Annotated in this window: 15 protein-coding genes and 1 tRNA gene; 13 read left to right on the top strand and 3 right to left on the bottom strand. The window is 65.4% G+C overall.

Features of this window, described 5'->3' with window-relative positions; all coding sequences use genetic code 11:
* The first annotated feature begins 1 nt into the window (after position 1).
* Positions 2–3379 (top strand): DEAD/DEAH box helicase family protein, encoded by a 3378-nt coding sequence (locus AB4079_RS08465; RefSeq protein ID WP_441786841.1) that lies wholly within the window; start codon positions 2–4, stop codon positions 3377–3379.
* A 41-nt stretch (positions 3380–3420) separates the two neighbouring features.
* Here the strand turns inward: AB4079_RS08465 and rmuC are convergent, their stop codons facing one another.
* Positions 3421–5004 (bottom strand): DNA recombination protein RmuC, encoded by a 1584-nt coding sequence (rmuC, locus tag AB4079_RS08460; protein ID WP_441786840.1) that lies wholly within the window; start codon positions 5002–5004, stop codon positions 3421–3423.
* Between the two features lie 278 nt (positions 5005–5282).
* Here rmuC and AB4079_RS08455 point away from each other — a divergent pair, with 278 nt between their 5' ends.
* The 3 genes from AB4079_RS08455 (at position 5283) to AB4079_RS08445 (ending at position 7420) form a co-directional block, all read left to right on the top strand.
* On the top strand, positions 5283–5522 hold the full coding sequence (locus AB4079_RS08455; protein ID WP_441786839.1) for a hypothetical protein: 240 nt from the start codon (positions 5283–5285) through the stop codon (positions 5520–5522).
* A gap of 715 nt (positions 5523–6237) precedes the next feature.
* Complete coding sequence (locus AB4079_RS08450) at positions 6238–6942, top strand: hypothetical protein (RefSeq protein WP_441786838.1); 705 nt, start codon at positions 6238–6240, stop codon at positions 6940–6942.
* Between the two features lie 187 nt (positions 6943–7129).
* Positions 7130–7420 carry a hypothetical protein gene (locus AB4079_RS08445; RefSeq protein WP_441786837.1) on the top strand — a complete coding sequence of 97 codons (291 nt, stop codon included), beginning with the start codon at positions 7130–7132 and terminating at the stop codon, positions 7418–7420.
* Positions 7421–7422: 2 nt separating this feature from the next.
* Here AB4079_RS08445 and AB4079_RS08440 read toward each other — a convergent pair whose 3' ends face one another.
* Complete coding sequence (locus AB4079_RS08440) at positions 7423–7701, bottom strand: helix-turn-helix domain-containing protein (protein ID WP_441786836.1); 279 nt, start codon at positions 7699–7701, stop codon at positions 7423–7425.
* Between the two features lie 122 nt (positions 7702–7823).
* Between AB4079_RS08440 and AB4079_RS08435 the strand changes: the two genes are divergently transcribed.
* From AB4079_RS08435 to AB4079_RS08425, 3 genes are all read left to right on the top strand, one after another.
* A complete protein-coding gene (locus AB4079_RS08435; protein ID WP_441786835.1) occupies positions 7824–8240 on the top strand; it encodes a hypothetical protein in 417 nt (138 codons plus the stop codon).
* Between the two features lie 321 nt (positions 8241–8561).
* A complete protein-coding gene (locus tag AB4079_RS08430; RefSeq protein WP_441786834.1) occupies positions 8562–9455 on the top strand; it encodes a site-specific integrase in 894 nt (297 codons plus the stop codon).
* 41 nt (positions 9456–9496) lie between these two features.
* Entirely contained in the window at positions 9497–11209 is a 1713-nt protein-coding gene (locus tag AB4079_RS08425) for a hypothetical protein (protein ID WP_441786833.1), read from the top strand.
* 221 nt (positions 11210–11430) lie between these two features.
* Here the strand turns inward: AB4079_RS08425 and AB4079_RS08420 are convergent.
* Positions 11431–11514: transfer RNA gene (locus AB4079_RS08420), tRNA-Leu, on the bottom strand.
* Positions 11515–11656: 142 nt separating this feature from the next.
* On the opposite strand from AB4079_RS08420, the gene AB4079_RS08415 reads away from it, so the two are divergent.
* From AB4079_RS08415 to AB4079_RS08390, 6 genes are read left to right on the top strand one after another with little or no spacing between them, the layout of a single operon-like run.
* Positions 11657–12370, top strand: a complete 714-nt coding sequence (locus tag AB4079_RS08415) for an FhaA domain-containing protein (RefSeq protein ID WP_441786832.1) — start codon at positions 11657–11659, stop codon at positions 12368–12370.
* A complete protein-coding gene (locus tag AB4079_RS08410) occupies positions 12367–12945 on the top strand; it encodes an FHA domain-containing protein FhaB/FipA (RefSeq protein ID WP_441786831.1) in 579 nt (192 codons plus the stop codon). The genes AB4079_RS08415 and AB4079_RS08410 overlap by 4 nt, the downstream gene beginning before the upstream one ends.
* Positions 12946–12948: 3 nt before the next feature.
* The gene (locus tag AB4079_RS08405; protein ID WP_441786830.1) at positions 12949–14199 is read left to right on the top strand and encodes a PP2C family protein-serine/threonine phosphatase; all 1251 of its coding nucleotides are present in this window, start codon (positions 12949–12951) and stop codon (positions 14197–14199) included.
* A complete protein-coding gene (locus AB4079_RS08400) occupies positions 14183–15589 on the top strand; it encodes an FtsW/RodA/SpoVE family cell cycle protein (protein WP_441786829.1) in 1407 nt (468 codons plus the stop codon). The genes AB4079_RS08405 and AB4079_RS08400 overlap by 17 nt, the downstream gene beginning before the upstream one ends.
* A 1-nt stretch (position 15590) precedes the next feature.
* Positions 15591–17045, top strand: coding sequence for a peptidoglycan D,D-transpeptidase FtsI family protein (locus AB4079_RS08395; protein WP_441786828.1), 1455 nt, complete (start codon positions 15591–15593; stop codon positions 17043–17045).
* On the top strand, positions 17042–18778 hold the full coding sequence (locus AB4079_RS08390; protein ID WP_441786827.1) for a protein kinase domain-containing protein: 1737 nt from the start codon (positions 17042–17044) through the stop codon (positions 18776–18778). Before AB4079_RS08395 ends, AB4079_RS08390 begins: the two co-directional genes overlap by 4 nt.
* Positions 18779–18783: the final 5 nt, after the last annotated feature.

Below are 18783 nucleotides of genomic sequence, written 5' to 3'. Positions count from 1 at the left end.
CGTGAGCAACTTTGCGTTCGTCCGGGAGACGCTACCTGAGCTCCATGCCGAGTGCGCGCACGCGGAGTCCTACCTCACCACCGATCCGCGGTCGGCCTGCTTCTACAGCCGGCGGGCGGTCGAGCAGTTGGTCGACTATCTCTACGACGTGATGGGGCTCAACCTCCCGTACCGCGACGACCTGGCGGCTAAGACCAACGACCCGGCCTTCAAGGCAAAGGCTGGGCTGGGCATCGTCAGCAAGCTCAACCTTGTCCGACGGCTTGGCAATGACGCTGTGCATAAGGCAGCTCCGCCTTCCGCCCGCGACGCGCTCGGCGCTCTCCGTGAGGTCTTCCACCTCATGGTCTGGGCCGGCCTCCACTACTCGGCGCACCCGGACACTGTGCCCACCGGCGCCCAGTTCGATCCGGAGCTTGCAGCGAAGGCCGCCCCGCTCACGCGTGATCAGGTGCGGCAGCTCGCCGCCAAATTCCGTCAGCAGGATGAGGCTCACGCGAAAGCTCTGGCACAGCGTGACGAACTGGCAGCCGGCAAGGATGCGGAGATTGAAGCGCTCAAGGCGCAGATCACGGCCGCCCAGGCCGCTGCGAAGCCCGACGACCACGATTATGACGAGGCCGCGACACGCGACCTTTTCATCGACCTGCTGCTTCGCGAGGCCGGCTGGCGAGTCCTCGGGCCGGAGGTGCCGGGTCCGTTCAGCGACGCCGTCTCCGTCGAGTACCAGGTGATACCGATGCCAAATCCACAAGGGTTCGGTTTCGCCGACTACGTGGTGTGGGGCGCGGATGGCCTTCCTCTGGCGGTCGTCGAGGCGAAGCGGACGCGCAAGTCAGCGCAGGCCGGTCAGCGACAAGCCGAACTCTACGCCGATGCCCTTGAGGCGATGACCGGGCGCCGGCCCGTGATCTACTACACGAACGGCTACGAGCACTGGCTCTGGGATGACGCGGCCGGCTATCCGCCGCGCGCGGTCTCTGGCTTCATGACCCGTGACGAACTCGAGCTCACGGTGCAGCGTCGACGGACGCGCCTGGCGCTCTCGTCCGCAACAGTCGATCACGCGATCGTCGAGCGGCCGTACCAGGTTCGAGCCATCAAGGCCGTTGGTGGCGCCTTTGACGCGCGAGAGCGATCCGCTCTGCTCGTCATGGCGACAGGCTCCGGCAAGACCCGCACGGTGATCGCACTGGTCAAGCAGCTCCAGGAGCGGGGCTGGGTGAAGCGGGCGCTGTTCCTTGCCGATCGCACCGCTCTGGTGAAGCAGGCGGCTCGCGCTTTCAGGGAGCACCTCCCCGGATCGACCACAGTCGACCTCGTCACGGAGCGGACCGCCGAGGGCCGCGTGTATGTCTCCACGTACCCGACGATGATGAACCTCATCGATGAGGTAGACGACCGCGGGCGAAGATTCGGCCCTGGCTACTTCGACCTCATCGTCGTGGACGAGGCACACCGTTCGATCTATGCGAAGTACGGCGCGATATTCCGCTACTTCGACGCGATGCTGGTCGGTCTCACCGCCACCCCGAAGGACGAAGTCGACCACAACACCTACCGCCTCTTCCACCTCGAGAACGGCGTGCCGACCGACGCGTACGGCCTCGACGAAGCCGTCCGAGACGGCTACCTCATGCCGCCTCGCGCGATCGCCGTTCCCACGAAGTTCATGCGCCAGGGCATCCGCTACGACGACCTCACCGAGGACGAGAAGGACCAGTGGGACAGCGCCGACTGGGGCGACGATGGCCTGATCCCTTCGGAGATCGGCGCGGCCGAGCTGAACAGCTTCCTCTACAACGACGACACCATCGACAAGGTGCTGGAAACACTGATGACCCGCGGGTACCGCGTGGAAGGCGGCGACCGGCTCGGAAAGACGATCATCTTCGCCGCCAACCAGCGACACGCGGAGCGGATCCAAGAGCGTTTCGATCTCGCCTATCCGGAAGCGGCTGGCAAGTCGGCGCGAATCATCACCTACCAGTCCTCATACGCGCAATCGCTCATCGACGACTTCTCACAGCCCAGCAAGCACCCGGACATCGCCATCAGCGTGGACATGCTGGACACCGGCATCGACGTCCCGGAAGTACTCAACCTCGTCTTCTTCAAGGCGGTGCGGTCGAAGGCCAAGTTCTGGCAGATGATCGGTAGGGGCACGCGACTCGCACCTGATGTCTTCGGCCCCGGCCAGGACAAACAGGACTTCCTCGTCTTCGATTTCTGCGGCAACCTCGAGTTCTTCAGCCAGAATCTTCCCGGCGCGGAGGGGCAGGTGCAGGCGTCCCTCTCGCAGCGAATCTTCGAGGCCCGTGTCGCGCTCGTCGGCGTAGTCGGAAATGTGGACGCCCAACTCCAGGCTGCCACCGCCTCCGGCTTGAGCAAGACGATCGCGGGAATGAACCTCGACAACTTCATCGTGCGGCCGCATCGGATGGCGGTCGAGCGATTCGCCAGTGTCGACGCGTGGGACGGCCTATCCGGGGACGACGCCGAACTCGCGGCGTCGCTGGCGGGCCTGCCCAGTTCGGTACGTGACAGCGACGAAATGGCGAAGCGGCTTGACCTTCTGATCCTGCGTCGACAACTGGCGCAGCTCGAGGGCGATCAGAGCCACGCCGACCGCTTGCGCCTGACTGTCCAGGACATCGCCGCGCGGCTACTCACGAAGACGGCCATCCCGTCGGTTCTCGAGCAGGCCGTTCTGCTCGAAGAGGTCGCTGGTGACGAGTGGTGGGTGGATGTCACAGTCGGCATGCTTGAGCTCGCCCGGCTGCGCCTCCGAGGTCTCATGCGCTTCCTCGAACCGAGCAGGCGGGACCCGGTGTACGTCGACTTGGAGGACGTACTCGGTGAGGCCACGGAAATCGCCCTGCCGGGTGTGACGCCCGGTATGGACTTCGATCGCTTCCGATCAAAGGCGCAGGCCTATCTTCGTGCGCATGAGGACCACGTAGCCCTGCAGCGTCTTCGCCGCGGACGTCCGTTGACTGAAACGGATCTGCTCGCCCTCCAGACAATGCTCGCCGACGCAGGCGGGAACGAAGCCGACATCTCGCGCGCGGAGGCCGAAACCGGTGGCCTTGCCGCGTTCATCCGCTCGCTGATCGGCCTCGACCGCGACTACGTTCGCAGCGCCTTCGAGCGCTACCTCGACGGCACCGCCTTTACTGCCGAGCAGATCCGCTTCGTTGCACTGATCGTCGATGAACTCACCCGGAACGGCCGGATGGATCCGGGCCGCCTGTACGAGTCGCCGTACACCGACAACGCGCCAGCTGGCCCCGATTCTCTATTCCCTGCGCTCGACGTAGACGAGATCGTAAGCATCCTCCGCCGCATGAACGGGAACGGCGAAACCGAAGTGGCTTGAGTGCCGCCGTTACCTCGGGTTCGCTGGCATCTTGGGCACGATCACGGCATCCCCGCTAGGTCCGCATCGAGCTGATCGATCTGCGCCATGCCCAGATCGTCCGCCGCCGGCATCAGCGCAGCGGAGAGTACCTCGTCGGCCGCCTCGATCTCCGTGACCTCAACGTCGCGTAGCCTCCGCTCCACTGCCCGAGTTCGCACGCCTGCCTCTTGCACAGTCTTCTGAGCTGTCTGGAGCTGCTTACTCAGCTTGTCCCAGACCTGACCGTACTTCTGGAACTCGGTCTTCGCGGCGCTCAGCACCTGCCACACCTCAGAACTCCGCTTCTCGATGGCCAGGGAGCGGAATCCCATCTGGAGGCTGTTGAGCAGCGACATCAATGTCGTGGGCCCGGTGATGAGGATGCGCAACTCACTCTGAAGCCTGCTGGCCAGTCCGGGCTGGCGCACCACCTCGGCGAAGAGACCTTCGGTGGGCAGGTACATGATCGCGAAGTCGGTGCTGCGCGGCGGGTCGATGTACTTCGATGCGATGACCTTCGCCTGGGTGAGCACGGCGCGCTCGAGAGCCTTCGTCGCTGCGTCTATCTCTGCCTTTTCGCCACGCTCCTGAGCTTCTAGAAGCCGCTCGTAGTCCTCCTGTGGGAACTTGGAGTCGATCGGGAGATAGACCGGTACGTCATTCTCATCGCGTCCAGGAAGCCTGACGGCGAACTCCACGCTCTCCTGCGTGCCCGACTTGATGACGACGTTCTGCTCGTACTGGCCGGGAGCCAGGATGTCCTCGAGTTGGCGCGATAGCTGCACTTCGCCCCAGCTTCCGCGGTTCTTGACGTTAGTGAGGACGCGCTTGAGGCCGCCGACATCCGACGCAAGATTCTGCATCTCGCCGAGCCCTTTCTGCACCTGTTCGAGTCGCTCGCTCACCAGCGCGAACGAGTCACCGAGGCGCTTTTCCAACGTCCCTTGGAGCTTCTCGTCGACCGTTTCGCGCATCTTCTCGAGCTTGGCCTCGTTGCCCATCCGCATCTTCTCAAGCTCATCACGAAGCAGCGTCTGTATCTCGATGTGCTTGGCTGCGTGCGCAGAGGTCAGCTCCTGGATCTTGACGGCGTTTTCCCGAAGGGACTCGGCGAGGGTGCCCTGGAGCTTCTCGTCCACCGTTCCCCGGATCAGTTCCAACTTTTCATCGATGTCCTTACGCTCGGCATCAAGACGCGCCTCAAGCGAAGTCCGGAACTCTGTGGTCGATGTGCTCATCGAGCGCGAATGAGAGTCGATTCGAACGCCTATCTCTGCCAGCCCGGTGGTGAGAATCGAGTCCGAATGCTTCTGCGCCTCCGCCCGCTCGAGTCGGTCGCGAGCGAGTTCCTCTGACTGCGCTCGGGACGAGTTCGAGAGCCGTTGGTCGAGTTGTTGCTGACCGCCGACGATGCTGTCACGAAGCTCTTGCCGCTGTGCTGTGAGGTCGCCGCGCAACTCGCTCCTGAGCGCCTGCGTGTCCTGGCGGAGTGGAGTGAGATCAGCCGCCTCGGTCCGCCGAGAGCGGAAAGCGATGACAAACACCCCCAAAACGATGAGCAACAGGACGTTCACAATGCCGAACGTGGCTACAAGTACTTCCATCAGACACTCCAATCGCGACCGCCCGATTTGAGCAGTGGATCAGCCTATGGGTAACCTCCGACATTGCGAGCCGGCGACCCGGACGAGGGGCGCCCTCAGATTCCGCGGGATCCGAAAGCGCGTGGCCCGCGTCTTCTGCTGGGTTCGATCTCCGCTACGAAGGCGGCCTCATAGACGGACAGGACGATCCAAAAGTCACACCGGACCGTAGTGGCCGGCGCATATCTGGAGTGCCGGCATGAACAGGTGTCGGTTCGTCCAACCAAGGAGCACATAACGTGACCACTGAGAGCACCGCCAAACCCGTCTACGAGGACATCGCCGACTACCTGGAGCTCGACCGCTCCGACTGGATGCGAATCGTCGACCACTACCGTGTGCCGTTTCACATCGTCGACGACTTCATCCGGCTGCGCTCAGAGCCGCTGTACCGAGTGGAGTTCAAGTCCAAGTGGGGCGAAGAGCCCTGCGTCGAGTGCTTCGAGGACTGGGCACGCCAGGCATCCGACCTCGACTAGCTCTCCTGGAGCAAGGAAGCTGAGCTCGCCGAGGAGGCGGTTTACCTCCAGTCGATCGAGAAGCTGGACCCCGACCGTGCCTGGAACAACCTCGAGCTCCGCGGCGACTACCTGACCCTCATGCGCCTCAACCACCAGATCGCTGAGTTCGACGATGACGACGACGCGGAGGCCGTCATCGACCGCGAGCAGATGAGCCGCTACTACGGACACGGGTGGGACGACGAGATCACCGACCAGGACCTCGAGCGCGCCGCCCGCTCGGATGACCCACCTCCTGGAGACCGTCTGGAACTGCATGATCGAGCCCGACTCACCCATCCGTTGGCGCGGCGCTGGGCTGAAGAGGCACGTGCTGCACGCGCTGCACCTCCCCGCATAACCTGCGGGCCAGCGTGCGCGACCCCCGCAAGACCCCGGCGCCTCGGCGTCGGGGTCTTCGCTTGTTCAGCCTTGAACGAAGCGTTACCCACCGACCTCTGAGGCAACGCGCTAACATCGCCCAGCCCGAGTCCCAGACTGCCGCCTGGCCGTGTTCTACAGCTCACACGCTCGGTCCGCGCATAACTGTTGTGTGAACCCAGTCGACGACTTCATCAGCTCCGCCATCACCGACGCCCATCTCGCTTCTTACGATCCCGCCAAGCTCGCGCCTGCCGTAACGTCGCTTGCCAGGTGGTCTATCGAGAACAGCGTCCCACTCGAACGGTCGTGCGTGTTCAAGCGCAGCAACGTCGCCGCGTTCATCGAGCGGGGTGTGCCGCAACTCTCTGCCGGCAGCCGTGGTAACTACCGCTCCCAGCTGCTCCGGATCGCGGAGGCTCTCCTCGACGAGTCGCTCGCTCCTCGGCCGCTCGCAGCACTAGCCCCGTCCGACCCCAGCGTCCCCTACACGTCGACAGAGCAGGCGGCGCTGCGTGAGTGGGCGCGCAAGCAGAACAAGAGCCGGCGAGCCGACGCCGAGATCCTCGTCGCGCTAGGCCTGGGTGCGGGCCTCTCGGCCCAGGAGATCACTAACCTGCGTGCCGGCGATGTGACCGCGTGTGACAGTGGCGCGACGATCGTGCACGTCACTGACGGTCGCGTCCGAGGCATCCCTGTCCTTCGGCGATGGGAGCGTCTGCTGCTAAGGCGTGCCGGTGAATTGGCTCCCGATGCCTACCTCTTCATCCCGGCGCGCACCGGGGCAGGGAAGAACCTCATCTCGAACTTCGTCGCTCGCGGGGGTGGTGTGATTCATGTGCAGACCCAGCGGCTGCGCAGTACCTGGATCGTGACCCACATGGCCGCGTGTTCGCCACTGCGGGAGCTCGTAGCCGCCGCCGGAGTCGATTCGCTCGAGGCCTTCACCAGGTACCTGCCCTTCGTGCCACTGCGTGAGAACGGCCAGTCGACTCACTCGCTCCGGGCTGCTGCCTAAGCCGAAACATCTTGCCGCCTCCTGCCTCTTTTGCTATTGTTACTGCTGCCGTAGATACAGCGGTAGTGCTCATGCTTAAGTTGGTAGGTCGTCACGCACCTCGCGGTGCTGGAGAAAGCTCGACGGGGACGCCGAGCGGGGCAATCGCGCGCCTGATCAGACGCCAGGTACACCCTGGTGGCGCACTATGACGCTGGACCACATCCCCGATGCGCCGGGTCGGTACCGAGTGACGACCACCTCCGGTTCTATCTACGTCTTCGATATGGTCGATCGGACCGTGACGAGGACGCCCGGCCCTGACTCCCATCCTGACTTCACCGACGGTCAACACCTGTTGCTGCGGATCATCCAGGGCCAGGTGGGCGTCTCCGGATTCTGGACCATGCAGCCCGAGCCCGAGGTCGCCGCGGTGTTGGAGTATCTCTGGCAGGTGACTTCGCCGATCGTCGCCATCGAGCGGATCGATGGCGATTGATGTCAGTCCTTGAAGTACCCGGGCCAGAGGGTGCGCTCGAAGGCCGCCTCGAGCTTGGCGACCAGGCGCCCATCCGGCCACGTGTGCCCTTCCAGAACCATCCGCAACGAGTTCCGGTCGACGCCGGCCCGCTTCGCAGTCGAGAGCACACTGTCGGTACCCATGGCCACTTTGAGGTTCGTCACGAAACGACGGGCAGCTTCGTGCGCATGATCCGTCATGGGCGCAACCAACCACTCGTCGAGTCCCAGGTTGGGACTGATGCGCAGCGGACGGGCCATGCCACCACGCTAGACGATGAGCGCGCCACATCGCGTGACCGCAAGGGCATTGGTCACCTTCCCCTTATCTCGCGACACTCGACCTGCTGTATCTACAGCAATTATTGCGCATGGGAGTCCCGATGACAACCTTCCGCGCGCCTTCAGCGCACCTTCTCCAGACCTGGCAAATCGAACTCGGCCCCTATCTCTCACCCAGCGATGTTGCCCAGAGCTTGCGCGCCACGCGCAATGATGTCTTTGCTCTCGCCGGGCGCCGCGAACTCCTCGAGGTGCGGGACTCCGACAGGCGGCCCCTCTACCCACTCTTCGCGCTTGTCGGTGGGGGTCAGGACATCAAACGCGTTCCGGTGCTTCGTTCGATCCTGAACGCCCTGGGTCGATCGTGCCCCGAACCCTGGCTGTGGGCACTTTGGCTGAGCGGGTGGAACCCGAAACACAAAGGCTGCCCGCCTATCGAGATCGCCGAGGAGCATCCAACGCGAATCATCGAACTCGCTCGGAATGAAGACTGGTCGTGGACCTCCCGGTACTTCTAGGCGAGGACGAGCACGGGGCGCAAAGTCCCACCCGCCTGACCGCACCGCAGCATAGCTGGCGGTGTGACCCGCTCTACCTCAAGAACTGCCGTCCAGACCACGGCCTCTCGCACCAACGCACCGAGCCCTGCCACCCCAGCCCGAACCCCGGCGCAGGTACGACTGGACGAACGGCTTGCCTTCGGGAACACCACCTGGGCGCGTAGCCATGCGTCCGAACTCGGTGACGCCGTCGGCGCCTTCTCCCGACAAACCGGAACGGCCGCTGCGCTCCTGACCCGCGTCGGTCACAACGCCCTGCCCCTCGAAGCCCGCGAAGCAATGACGTCGTACAAGCCCCGCCGCGACACCGAGACGTGGCCAAAGATCGCCGAGTTCGTCAAGGACGCCTGTTCAATCGCCGCACCGCAGACCGCCTACTCAGCAAAGCTCCTCATCACAATCACGACCGCCTTCGTGACGTGGGCTGTGGTCGAGCGTGGACTCCCACTCCAGACGGACGTCATCTTCAGCCGGCAGGTCATCGACGTCTACGCCACCGAGGAGAACAGCGGACGAAGCGAAGGCACGCGCCGCAACTACCGTTCGATGCTCCTCCGAATCTCGGAAGTGCTCCTGCCGACGGAGCAGGGCGCCACAATGACGCCGCTAAGCCGAAAGGGCGTCGCCCATCCTTACAGCCCGAACGAGATGGCAAACTTCAGGTTCTGGGCGCTCGGGCAGAAAACCGAAGCCAAGCGCCGCAGGGCGATGCTGATGCTCATCCTGGCCGCGGGGGCTGCGCTGCGGCCGGTGGAAGTCATCGACGTCACACCGGAAGACGTCCTCGTCGACGAGAACGGTGTCTTCATCAACGTCCGCGGGGGAACTCACCCGCGATTCGTCCCGCTCCTCGCGGAATGGGAGGACTGGTGCGTCGCTCTGCTCGAAGACGCGGAGCCTGAGATGCCTCTCTGGGGACCACCAAACCGTAGCGACGGTGGCAACCTCTTCAGCAGCTTCACCCAGTACACAATCGGAGAGCACCCGCGGAGCGAACGGCTGCGTTCTACCTGGATCGTTGGAAGGCTGCAGGCGGGCGTTTCCATCAAGGAGCTGTTCCGAGCCCTTGGGTTCGAGAAGTTCGAAAACCTGCCGCGCTATCTCGCGTTCGTCCAAGAGATGGATGTCGCTTCGTACCGGGCCGCGATCCGTGACAGCGACGGTGCCAAGTGATCGCAAACACTGAGGACCCCGAGAAGCTGCTCACCCGACGCATGCTGGAGACCTTCGGCGTCGCAAGCAGTGAAGAGTTGACCAGAGAGCGCATCAAGTACGGCCCCATGTCCAAGGCGTACCTCGGGCTCGTTGCACGCATTGTCGACAACTCCGGTGTGGTGGCCCGACTCGACGAGTGGGACTCCGCAAAGCGCAAGAGCGGCGCCGGCCGAAAGCCCGCCATCCCGTACCGCGCGGTCCTCATTCTCCTGCTGATCCACATCCAGATGGGTCTCGGCGCCAACTACCAGGAAATCGCCAACACGCTCCAGTACCGGTTCGACGCGGAGCACCGATCGATGCTCGGCATCAAGGATGCGGCCACCTCGCGTGGCGGCTGGTATCAGCGGATGCGACGGTCGACCGTCAACCTGCTCAACCTCATGGACCCCTACCCCTCGCGCAGGAACAAGCGCCTCGACCAAGCCGAATTCGCCGCACAGCGCAAGAAGTGGGACAGCACCGAAGGACGCATCGCTACCAAGATCGCGATGGCGAAACTGGACTGGATGTGCGAACAACTCGTACACGCAACGGTGCGAATGCTTCCCGCGGACATCTGGGCGCGCTACAACGGCAACATCGCGATCGACGCCACCAAGCTCGAGATCGCGGGGCGCCCTAACTCTCCGGATGATCGACGTAAACGAACGAACGCAGACCCCTTTGCTGAGCGCTACCGCCGAGAAGGCAACCACAACGGCGAGGGCGCGAAGACCGACGTCGCCGCCTATGAACTCGAGAACGCAGTCATGGTCTGGAACAGCCCCGGTGAGCGGCACCTCTTCCCGTCACTGACGCTGGCTGTGACGTTCCACCAGCCAGGACGCCTCGTCGGACACGGACTTCGCCTCGTGGAATCCGTCGAGAGACTCGGCGTCAGGGCCGGGATGATCATGGCGGACCGCGCATACAACGGCGAGCAGGCAAAAAACTTCCAGATACCAGTACGCCTGAAGGGCTGGAAGCTCGCGATCGACTACAAGAAGGACGACCTCGGCATCCAGAGCGAGTACAAGGACCTCATCCTCGTGGAAGGAACTTGGTATGTCGCCACCATGCCTGAAACCCTCATCGAAGGAATGAAGGCCATCCGAGCGGAGGTCGAGGATCCTGACACCGGCGAAAAGCGGACTGTCATTGACGAGGAGGCCCTGAAGACGCTGCTCAAGAACCGCAAGCCGTACCGCATGACGCCGAAAGGTCGACCTGACGCCGACGGGTACCAGCGCTACAGCTACCCACGTCCGGGCACCTATATCGCTTACGACCGTGGCTCGAAAAAGATGGTCACCCCAACGACGCCAGGAACGATCACGATTCCGATCGACGCGGGAACACCTCCGAAGGGCAAGAAGCGGAAGGAGAATCCGCCGGCGGTCAAGTACCTGCAGGAGTTCCCGTACATGTCGCCCGAACACCAGGCCTTCTACGGCATGCGCAGCCTCGTCGAGTCATCCCACAAGATGCTGAAGGAGGCCGGGCGCGAAGACATCGCCAACAAGCGCAAGCGCTCGGGGCGGGGGTACGCCTTCCACTACCTCGCAGCAGCTCTCGCAGCTGCGTCTACCAACCTCCGCAAGATTGAGTCCTTCTTCGTTCAGGAATACGAACGCAGCGTCGAGCCGAAGCACCGCATCCGACGTCGAAAGACCCTGACCGGCACGACGCTCATACGAACCGCGACGACGGCGACAGCGCCGCCCGCTTAGCAGCCGGCACGCCAACACACTTCTCACCCGCAAGAAAGAGCGCTTCAGCCTGCCTGAAAAACAGAATCCAGCCATTTCGCGCTGACCCGAACTACGTCATCGGGCCAAATCATCCCCGAAAGCGAAGGGCCGGATCGACATCTCCGGTCGATCCGGCCCTTCTTCGTTCGTCCGAGCGGATTTCGAAATCCCTGTTCAGAGATTCTGAAATCCACCCTCCGTGCGCGAGGGGGGACTTGAACCCCCACGCCCTTGCGGGCACTGGCACCTGAAGCCAGCGCGTCTGCCAATTCCGCCACTCGCGCGAACCCAGGAACTCTAACACGACGCTCGGACCCTTCACGAATCCGGGCATCGTCCCGACGACTGATCTTCACCGGATAGCCAGTGCCTTTCCAAGGGTTCCGACTAACATGCATGTAGTCATCGAGCCGGGAGCGGGAGACTGTGGGCATTCTGGACAACTTCGAGCGTGGGCTCGAGCGCGCGGTCAATGGCGCGTTCGCGAAGACCTTCCGCTCCGGGCTGCAGCCGGTCGAGCTGTCCAGCGCGCTCCGGAAGGAGCTCGACACCAAGGCGGCGGTCGTCGCACGCGACAGGGTCCTGGCGCCCAACCGGTTCGTTCTGCGCATGGCCGGAGACGACTACACCCGCATGCGTTCTATGGGGGCCGCGCTCACCGATGAGCTGATCGACTTCATCCAGAAGCACGCCGCCGCGCAGCACTACCAGTTCGCGGGCGGCATCTCGGTCGAGTTGGAGGAGGACCCCGAGCTGACGGTCGGGATGCTGCAGGTCGAGTCCGAGAACGTGAAAGGCGACGTCGCCTGGACCCCGGTGCTCGACATCGACGGACGGCACTACGCACTCACGCACTCGCGTACCGTCGTCGGCCGCGGAGCGGAGGCCGACATCACCGTGGACGACACCGGCATCTCGCGTCGCCACGTCATGATCACGTGGGACGGGAACCGCGCCCAGGTCGAAGACCTCGGCTCCACCAACGGCACGAAGCTCGACGGGCAGCCGCTGCGCAAGGCCATCCTGGAGCCGGACTCGGTGATCACCCTGGGCCGCACCCGCATCGTCTTCCGCGTGCTGCCGCAGGCCACAGCGGCCCCGCGCGGTCGCGACGCCGGCGACTTCTGGGGTCCCTCGTGAACCCCAGCGAGCTGACCCTGCTGGTGCTGCGGTTCGGCTTCCTCCTCCTCCTGTGGCTGTTCGTGTTCGGGATCGTGTACGCCCTGCGCACCGACCTGTTCGGTCAGCGCGTCCGCAAACTGCCCGAATCGCAGCCGGCGGCTGCCGCCTCCCCGTTCCCGAGAGCCGCCGCCCCCGCCGCCGCAGCGCCGGCCGGCCCCACCGAGCCGGTGATGAAGGCGGCCCCCGTCTCGTCGCTGCCGTCCGGAGCGAACCGCGCCGGTGGCACCAATGCGAGCGTGCAGACCGCCCGCCGCCTCGTCATCACCTCCGGACCCCGGGCCGGGACCGAGCTCCCCCTCGGTCGCGACCCGATCACCATCGGCCGCTCCAGCGAGTCCAACCTCGTCATCCGGGACGACTACACCTCCACCCACCACGCCCGCCTGCTCCTCTGGAACGACGAGTGGATGATCCAGGATCTCGACTCCACGAACGGCACGTTCCTCGACGGCCGCCGGGTGACGGTCCCGACCCAGGTCCCACTCGACACGCCGATCAAGATCGGCACGACCACGTTCGAGCTGCGGCGGTAACCGGTGGCGGCGAACAAAGCGGCGGCCGTCTCCCACGTCGGGAAGATCCGCTCCAACAACCAGGACTCGGGCTACGCCGGTCGCGAGCTGTTCGTCGTCGCCGACGGGATGGGCGGCCACGCGGGCGGAGACGTCGCGTCCGCCATCGCGGTGACCCGCATCCGCGAGGCCGACCGCGAGTACCAGTCCGCCGCCGAAGCCGAGTTCGCGCTGCAGTCCGCACTGATCGCCGCCAACTCGCTGCTCGCCGAGACGGTGTTCGAGCACCCGGAGCTGACCGGCATGGGCACCACCGTCAGCGCCATGGTGCGCGTGGGCGACCAGATCGCGTTCGCCCACATCGGCGACTCGCGCATCTACCTGTTCCGCGACGGCGAGCTCAAGCAGGTCACGACCGACCACACCTTCGTGCAGCGTCTCGTGGACAGCGGGCGCATCACCGAAGAGGAGGCGATGGTCCACCCCCGCCGGTCGGTGCTGATGCGGGTGCTCGGGGATGTGGACGCCTCCCCCGAGATCGACACCTGGACACTCGACACGCAGCCCGGCGACCGCTGGCTCATCTGCTCCGACGGTCTCAGCGGTGTCGTGAAGCACGACGACATGCTGGCCGCCCTCGCCTCGAAGGACGGTCCGCGACAGGTGGCCGAACGCCTGCTGAAGCAGAGCCTCGACGCCGGCGCCCCTGACAACGTCACCGCGGTTGTCCTCGACATCGCAGACACCGCACGCGGTGAGATCGTGAAGGAGCCGGTGACCGTCGGATCCGCCGCGTCGCCCCTCGAGTTCGGCACGGAACCGAAGCCGAGCACCCGAGCGACCCGCCTTCCAGGCCTGCGCCTGCACCCCATCCGCCCGGCCACCGGCCCGACCCACTTCGAGCCGCAGTCCGAGGACTACCTCGACGAGCTCATCGAGGAGGACGCCCGCCGCGCCCGCCGGCGGCGCATCACCTGGATGGCCGGACTCATCGCCCTGGTCGTCGCCATCGTGCTGGCCATCTTCTTCGGGTACCAGTGGACGCAGTCCCGCTACTACGTCGGAATGTCGCCGGACGGCAAGGTCGCCATCTACCAGGGTGTGCAGCAGGGCATCGGGCCGATCAGCCTCTCGCACCTCTACCAGGAGTCGAACGTGACGGTGGACGACCTGCCCGAGTACGACAAGCAGCAGGTCGAGCAGACCATCAACGCCGACGACCTGACGGCAGCCAAGACGATCGTGGAGCAGCTGAACGATGCCCACCGACAATAGGACAGCGGCGCGGCAGCAGACCAAGACGCCCCGGAACGCCACCGGGCCGGTGAAACGGCTGCGCCTGCCCCAGAAGCTGCGCAACCGTGAGCTGTTCCTCCTCGTCATCGCCTGCGCCATCAACGCCGCGGCCGTCGTGCTCGTGCAGCTGGGCGCCCTCGGCCACGTCGACCTGACCCTGGTCTACCTCGGTGCGGGACTCTCCGCGCTCGTGATCGGGATGCACATCGCGCTGCGGTTCGTCGCGCCACAGGCCGACCCGTTCCTGCTTCCGATCGCCACGTTGCTCACCGGGATCGGCATCGCCGAGATCTACCGCATCGACATCCACTACAAGGACTCCGGTTGGGACAGCGCGGGCGTCAAGCAGATCGTGTGGAGCGCCATCGCGATCATCTGCGCGATCCTCGTGGTGGTGCTCATCCGCAACCACCGCATCCTGCAGCGCTACACCTACCTGTTCGGGTTCGCGGCCCTGGTGCTGCTGCTGCTGCCGATGCTCCCGGGGATCGGCAAGGAGATCTACGGCGCTCGCGTCTGGATCGGGATCGGACCGTTCAGTTTCCAGCCCGGCGAGATCGCCAAGCTGTGCCTCGCCGTCTTCTTCGCCGGATACCTGGTGCAGGCCCGCGACTCGCTGTCCGCCGTCGGCAAGAAGTTCCTCGGGATCCGCTTCCCCCGTGCCCGTGACCTGGGACCCCTGCTCGTCGTCTGGTTGATGGCCATGGCCGTCATCGTCTTCCAGCGCGACCTCGGCACCGGTCTGCTGATCTTCGGCCTCTTCCTCGTGATGCTGTACGTCGCGACGGCGCGTATCAGCTGGGTGATCCTGGGCCTGCTCCTCATCGTCGGCGGTGCCGTCGTCGCCAGCCAGCTGCTGCCGTACGTGCACGACCGGTTCGCGAACTGGCTCTCCCCGTTCTCTCAGGGCGTGTACAACGCGCAGGGCGGCAGCTTCCAGCTGGTGCAGGGCCTGTTCGGTCTGGCGCAGGGAGGGCTCATCGGCACCGGCCTCGGCCAGGGGCAGCCCTGGGTCACGCCGGTCTCGCAGAGCGACTACATCATCGCCAGCCTCGGTGAGGAGCTCGGTCTCGCCGGCCTGTTCGCCATCCTCGCCCTCTACATCGTCTTCGTGTCGCGCGGGCTGCGCATCGGCTTCGCGGGCCAGGACGACTTCGGCAAGCTGCTCGCCGTCGGGCTCTCGTTCACGGTCGCCCTGCAGTGCTTCATCGTGATCGGCGGCGTGACACGGGTCATCCCGCTGACCGGCCTGACCACGCCGTTCCTCGCGGCCGGCGGCTCGTCGCTCGTCGCCAACTGGATCATCGTGGCCCTCCTGCTGCGCCTCTCCGACACTGTCCGCAATCAACCCCGGCTGGTGGTGAGCTGACATGAACCGCGAGATCAAACGGGTGAGCATGATCGTGCTCGGGATGTTCCTGGCACTCCTCGTGTCGACGACGATCCTGCAGGTGTTCCAGGCGGACACGCTGAATGCCGACGCGCGCAACACCCGCGCCCTGAACAACAGCTACCTGGCGCAACGCGGGGCCATCCTCGTCGCCGGGCAGCCGATCGCTCAGTCGGTGCCCTCCAACGACGTCTACAAGTGGCAGCGCGTCTACAGCAACGGTCCCCTGTATTCGGCGGTGACCGGCTTCTTCCCCATCAACGGCGAGCCGACCGGGCTCGAGGGCGCACTCAACGGCAAACTCAGCGGCTCGGCGAACTCGCAGTTCTTCGACCGCATCAACGCCATCCTGACCGGCAAGAACCCGCAGGGTGCCGCCGTCCAGACGACCATCGACCCGGTTGCGCAGCAGGCGGCGTGGGATGCGCTCGGCGACAAGCAGGGCGCTGTGGTGCTGCTGGAGCCGAAGACGGGCAAGATCCTCGCGATGGTGTCCAAGCCCACCTACGACCCCAACGTGCTCGCCTCGCACGACGGCAAGGCTGTCGAGGCCGCGTACCAGCAGCTTCTCGCGGCCCCCGGCGACCCCCTGATCGACCGCAGCATCGGCGGCAACCTCAATCCCCCCGGGTCGACCTTCAAGCCGGTGATGAGCGCGTCCGCGTTCGGCACCGGCCAGTACACGAAGGACAGCCAGCTCCCGAACCTGGCGTCGCTCCCGCTCCCCGGCTCCGGAACGGTCGTGAAGAACGACTCGCTGACCACCTGCGGCCCCGGAGACACGGTCTCCATCGCGACCGCCCAGATCCTCTCGTGCAACATCCCCTTCGCAGAACTGGGGATGCAGCTGAAGCCCGAGGTCATCAAGGACCAGGCGGACAAGTTCGGCTTCAACCAGCCGCTGAGCATCCCCATCCCGGTCGAGAAGAGCGTGTACCCCCTCTACCCCGACCCGGCGGAACGCGCGCAGGGCTCGTTCGGGCAGCTGGACGACCGGGCGACCCCGCTGCAGATGGCGATGGTGTCGGCAGCGATCGCGAACGGTGGGACGCTGATGACGCCCACCCTTGTGGACTCCATCCGGTCAGCCGATCTGCGGACCGAGGAGAGCTTCCAGGCCAAAGAGTTCTCGCAGCCGTTGAACCAGCAGAACGCCGACACCATCAAGCAGATGATGGTGGACGGCGTCGATCACGGCGTGGCGAGCAATGCAAGAATAGGTGGCGTTCAGGTCGGCGGTAAGACGGGCACGGCGCAGAACGGGGAGGGCGATCCCTACACGCTGTGGTTCACCGGTTTCGCGCCGGCGAACGACCCGAAGTTCGCTGTGGCTGTAGTTGTCGAAAATGGCGGTGGACAGGGTCAGAGCGGCACGGGTAACTCCCTCGCTGCTCCGATCGCGAGGAAAGTACTAGAGGCGGTGCTGAATAAATGAGACCCACAGCAGGGCTCACCTTCGGGGGACGTTACGAGCTGCAGTCGCGGATCGCAATCGGCGGGATGGGCGAGGTGTGGCAGGCGACCGATCTGGTCATCGGTCGCACGGTCGCCATCAAGATCCTGAAGGACGAGTACCTCGGCGACCCCGGCTTCCTCGAGCGCTTCCGCGCCGAGGCCCGCCACGCCGCCCTCGTCAACCACGAGGGCATCGCCAACGTCTACGACTACGGCGAGGAGGACGGCAGTGCCTACCTCGTGATGGAGCTCGTCCCCGGCGAGGCCCTGTCGAGCATCCTGGAGCGGGAGCACGTCCTCAGCACCGACCGGACACTCGACATCGTCGCCCAGACCGCCGCTGCGCTCCACGCCGCCCACGCCGCCGGCCTGGTCCACCGCGACATCAAGCCCGGCAACCTGCTGATCACTCCGGATGGTCGCGTCAAGATCACCGACTTCGGCATCGCCCGCATCGCCGACCAGGTGCCGCTCACGGCCACCGGCCAGGTGATGGGCACCGTGCAGTACCTGTCTCCGGAGCAGGCGTCCGGCCACCCGGCATCGCCGACGACGGACATCTATTCGCTCGGCATCGTCGCGTACGAGTGCCTGGCCGGCCGCCGTCCCTTCACGGGCGAGTCGCAGGTCGCGATCGCCATGGCGCAGATCAACGAGGCGCCGCCGCAGCTCCCGGCCACGGTCGCCGAGCCTGTCCGCAACCTGGTCTTCGCCTGCATCGCCAAGAACCCGGCGGACCGTCCGGTGTCGGCGGCGCACCTTGCGCGTGCTGCGCAGGCACTGCGGCGCGGCGACGTGCGCGCTGCAGCAGCATCCGTCCCGGCCATCCTGGGGGGTGCGGTCGCCACCGACGCAGCCACCGTACTCATGCAGTCGCCCTCCCAGGCGCCGACGCAGGCCACGACCGTCCTCCCGTCGACCGCGGTCGCTCCCGTCGTCGAAGAGGAGGAGATCGCCCCCGTGGAGGAGCGCAAGCGCAGCCGCTGGACGTGGCCGCTCATCGCGCTGATCGCCCTGCTCGCGCTCATCCTGATCGGCACGGTCATCTCGCTGCTCGCACAGCCGAAGGCCGCGCCGCCCAGCTCCTCACCGTCGTCCACGCCGTCGTCCCAGCCGTCCTCGCCCTCTCCGAAGCCGACGCCGACGAGTAACACCGTTCAGATCACGGAGAGCGATTTCCTCGGCCTCACGGCAGACCAGGCACGCGACAAGCTGCAGGGGCTCGGGATGGTCGCGGACGTCTCGCAGGGCAACGCCGCGACGACGAAGGATCAGGCCAACAAGGTCTACTCCGTCAACCCGACCGGCCCGGTGCCGAAGGGCTCGACCATCACTGTGAAGGTCTACGGCGCGGTCGCCCCGGTCTCCACTCCGACCGACTCCGTCACGGCGACCCCGCCGTCCGGTCAGGGCGCGCCGAACACCCCGATCACCGTCACCTTCGGCTCGGCGACCTGCCCGGCAGGGCAGAACCTCGTCGGCCGGAGTCTGTACGTCAACGGGGCCCAACAGACCCCGGTGAACGACACGAAGACGACGTGGACGCCGAACGCGGCCAACACCTACCAGCTGACCTACACCATCTTCTGCGGCGAATCGGTCGAGTCCGGCCAGTCGCCCGCCCTGGCCTACGAGGTGGCGTCTTCGTCGCCGACGCCCCCCGCTGGCGGAGCCGGTGGAGGAGGCGGCGGAGGAGGCGGCACCGGGAAGTGACCCTG

This window comes from Leifsonia sp. 2MCAF36 (assembly GCF_052115525.1).
GTDB lineage: Bacteria > Actinomycetota > Actinomycetes > Actinomycetales > Microbacteriaceae > Leifsonia.
This window is presented reverse-complemented; position numbering and strand designations above follow the sequence as displayed.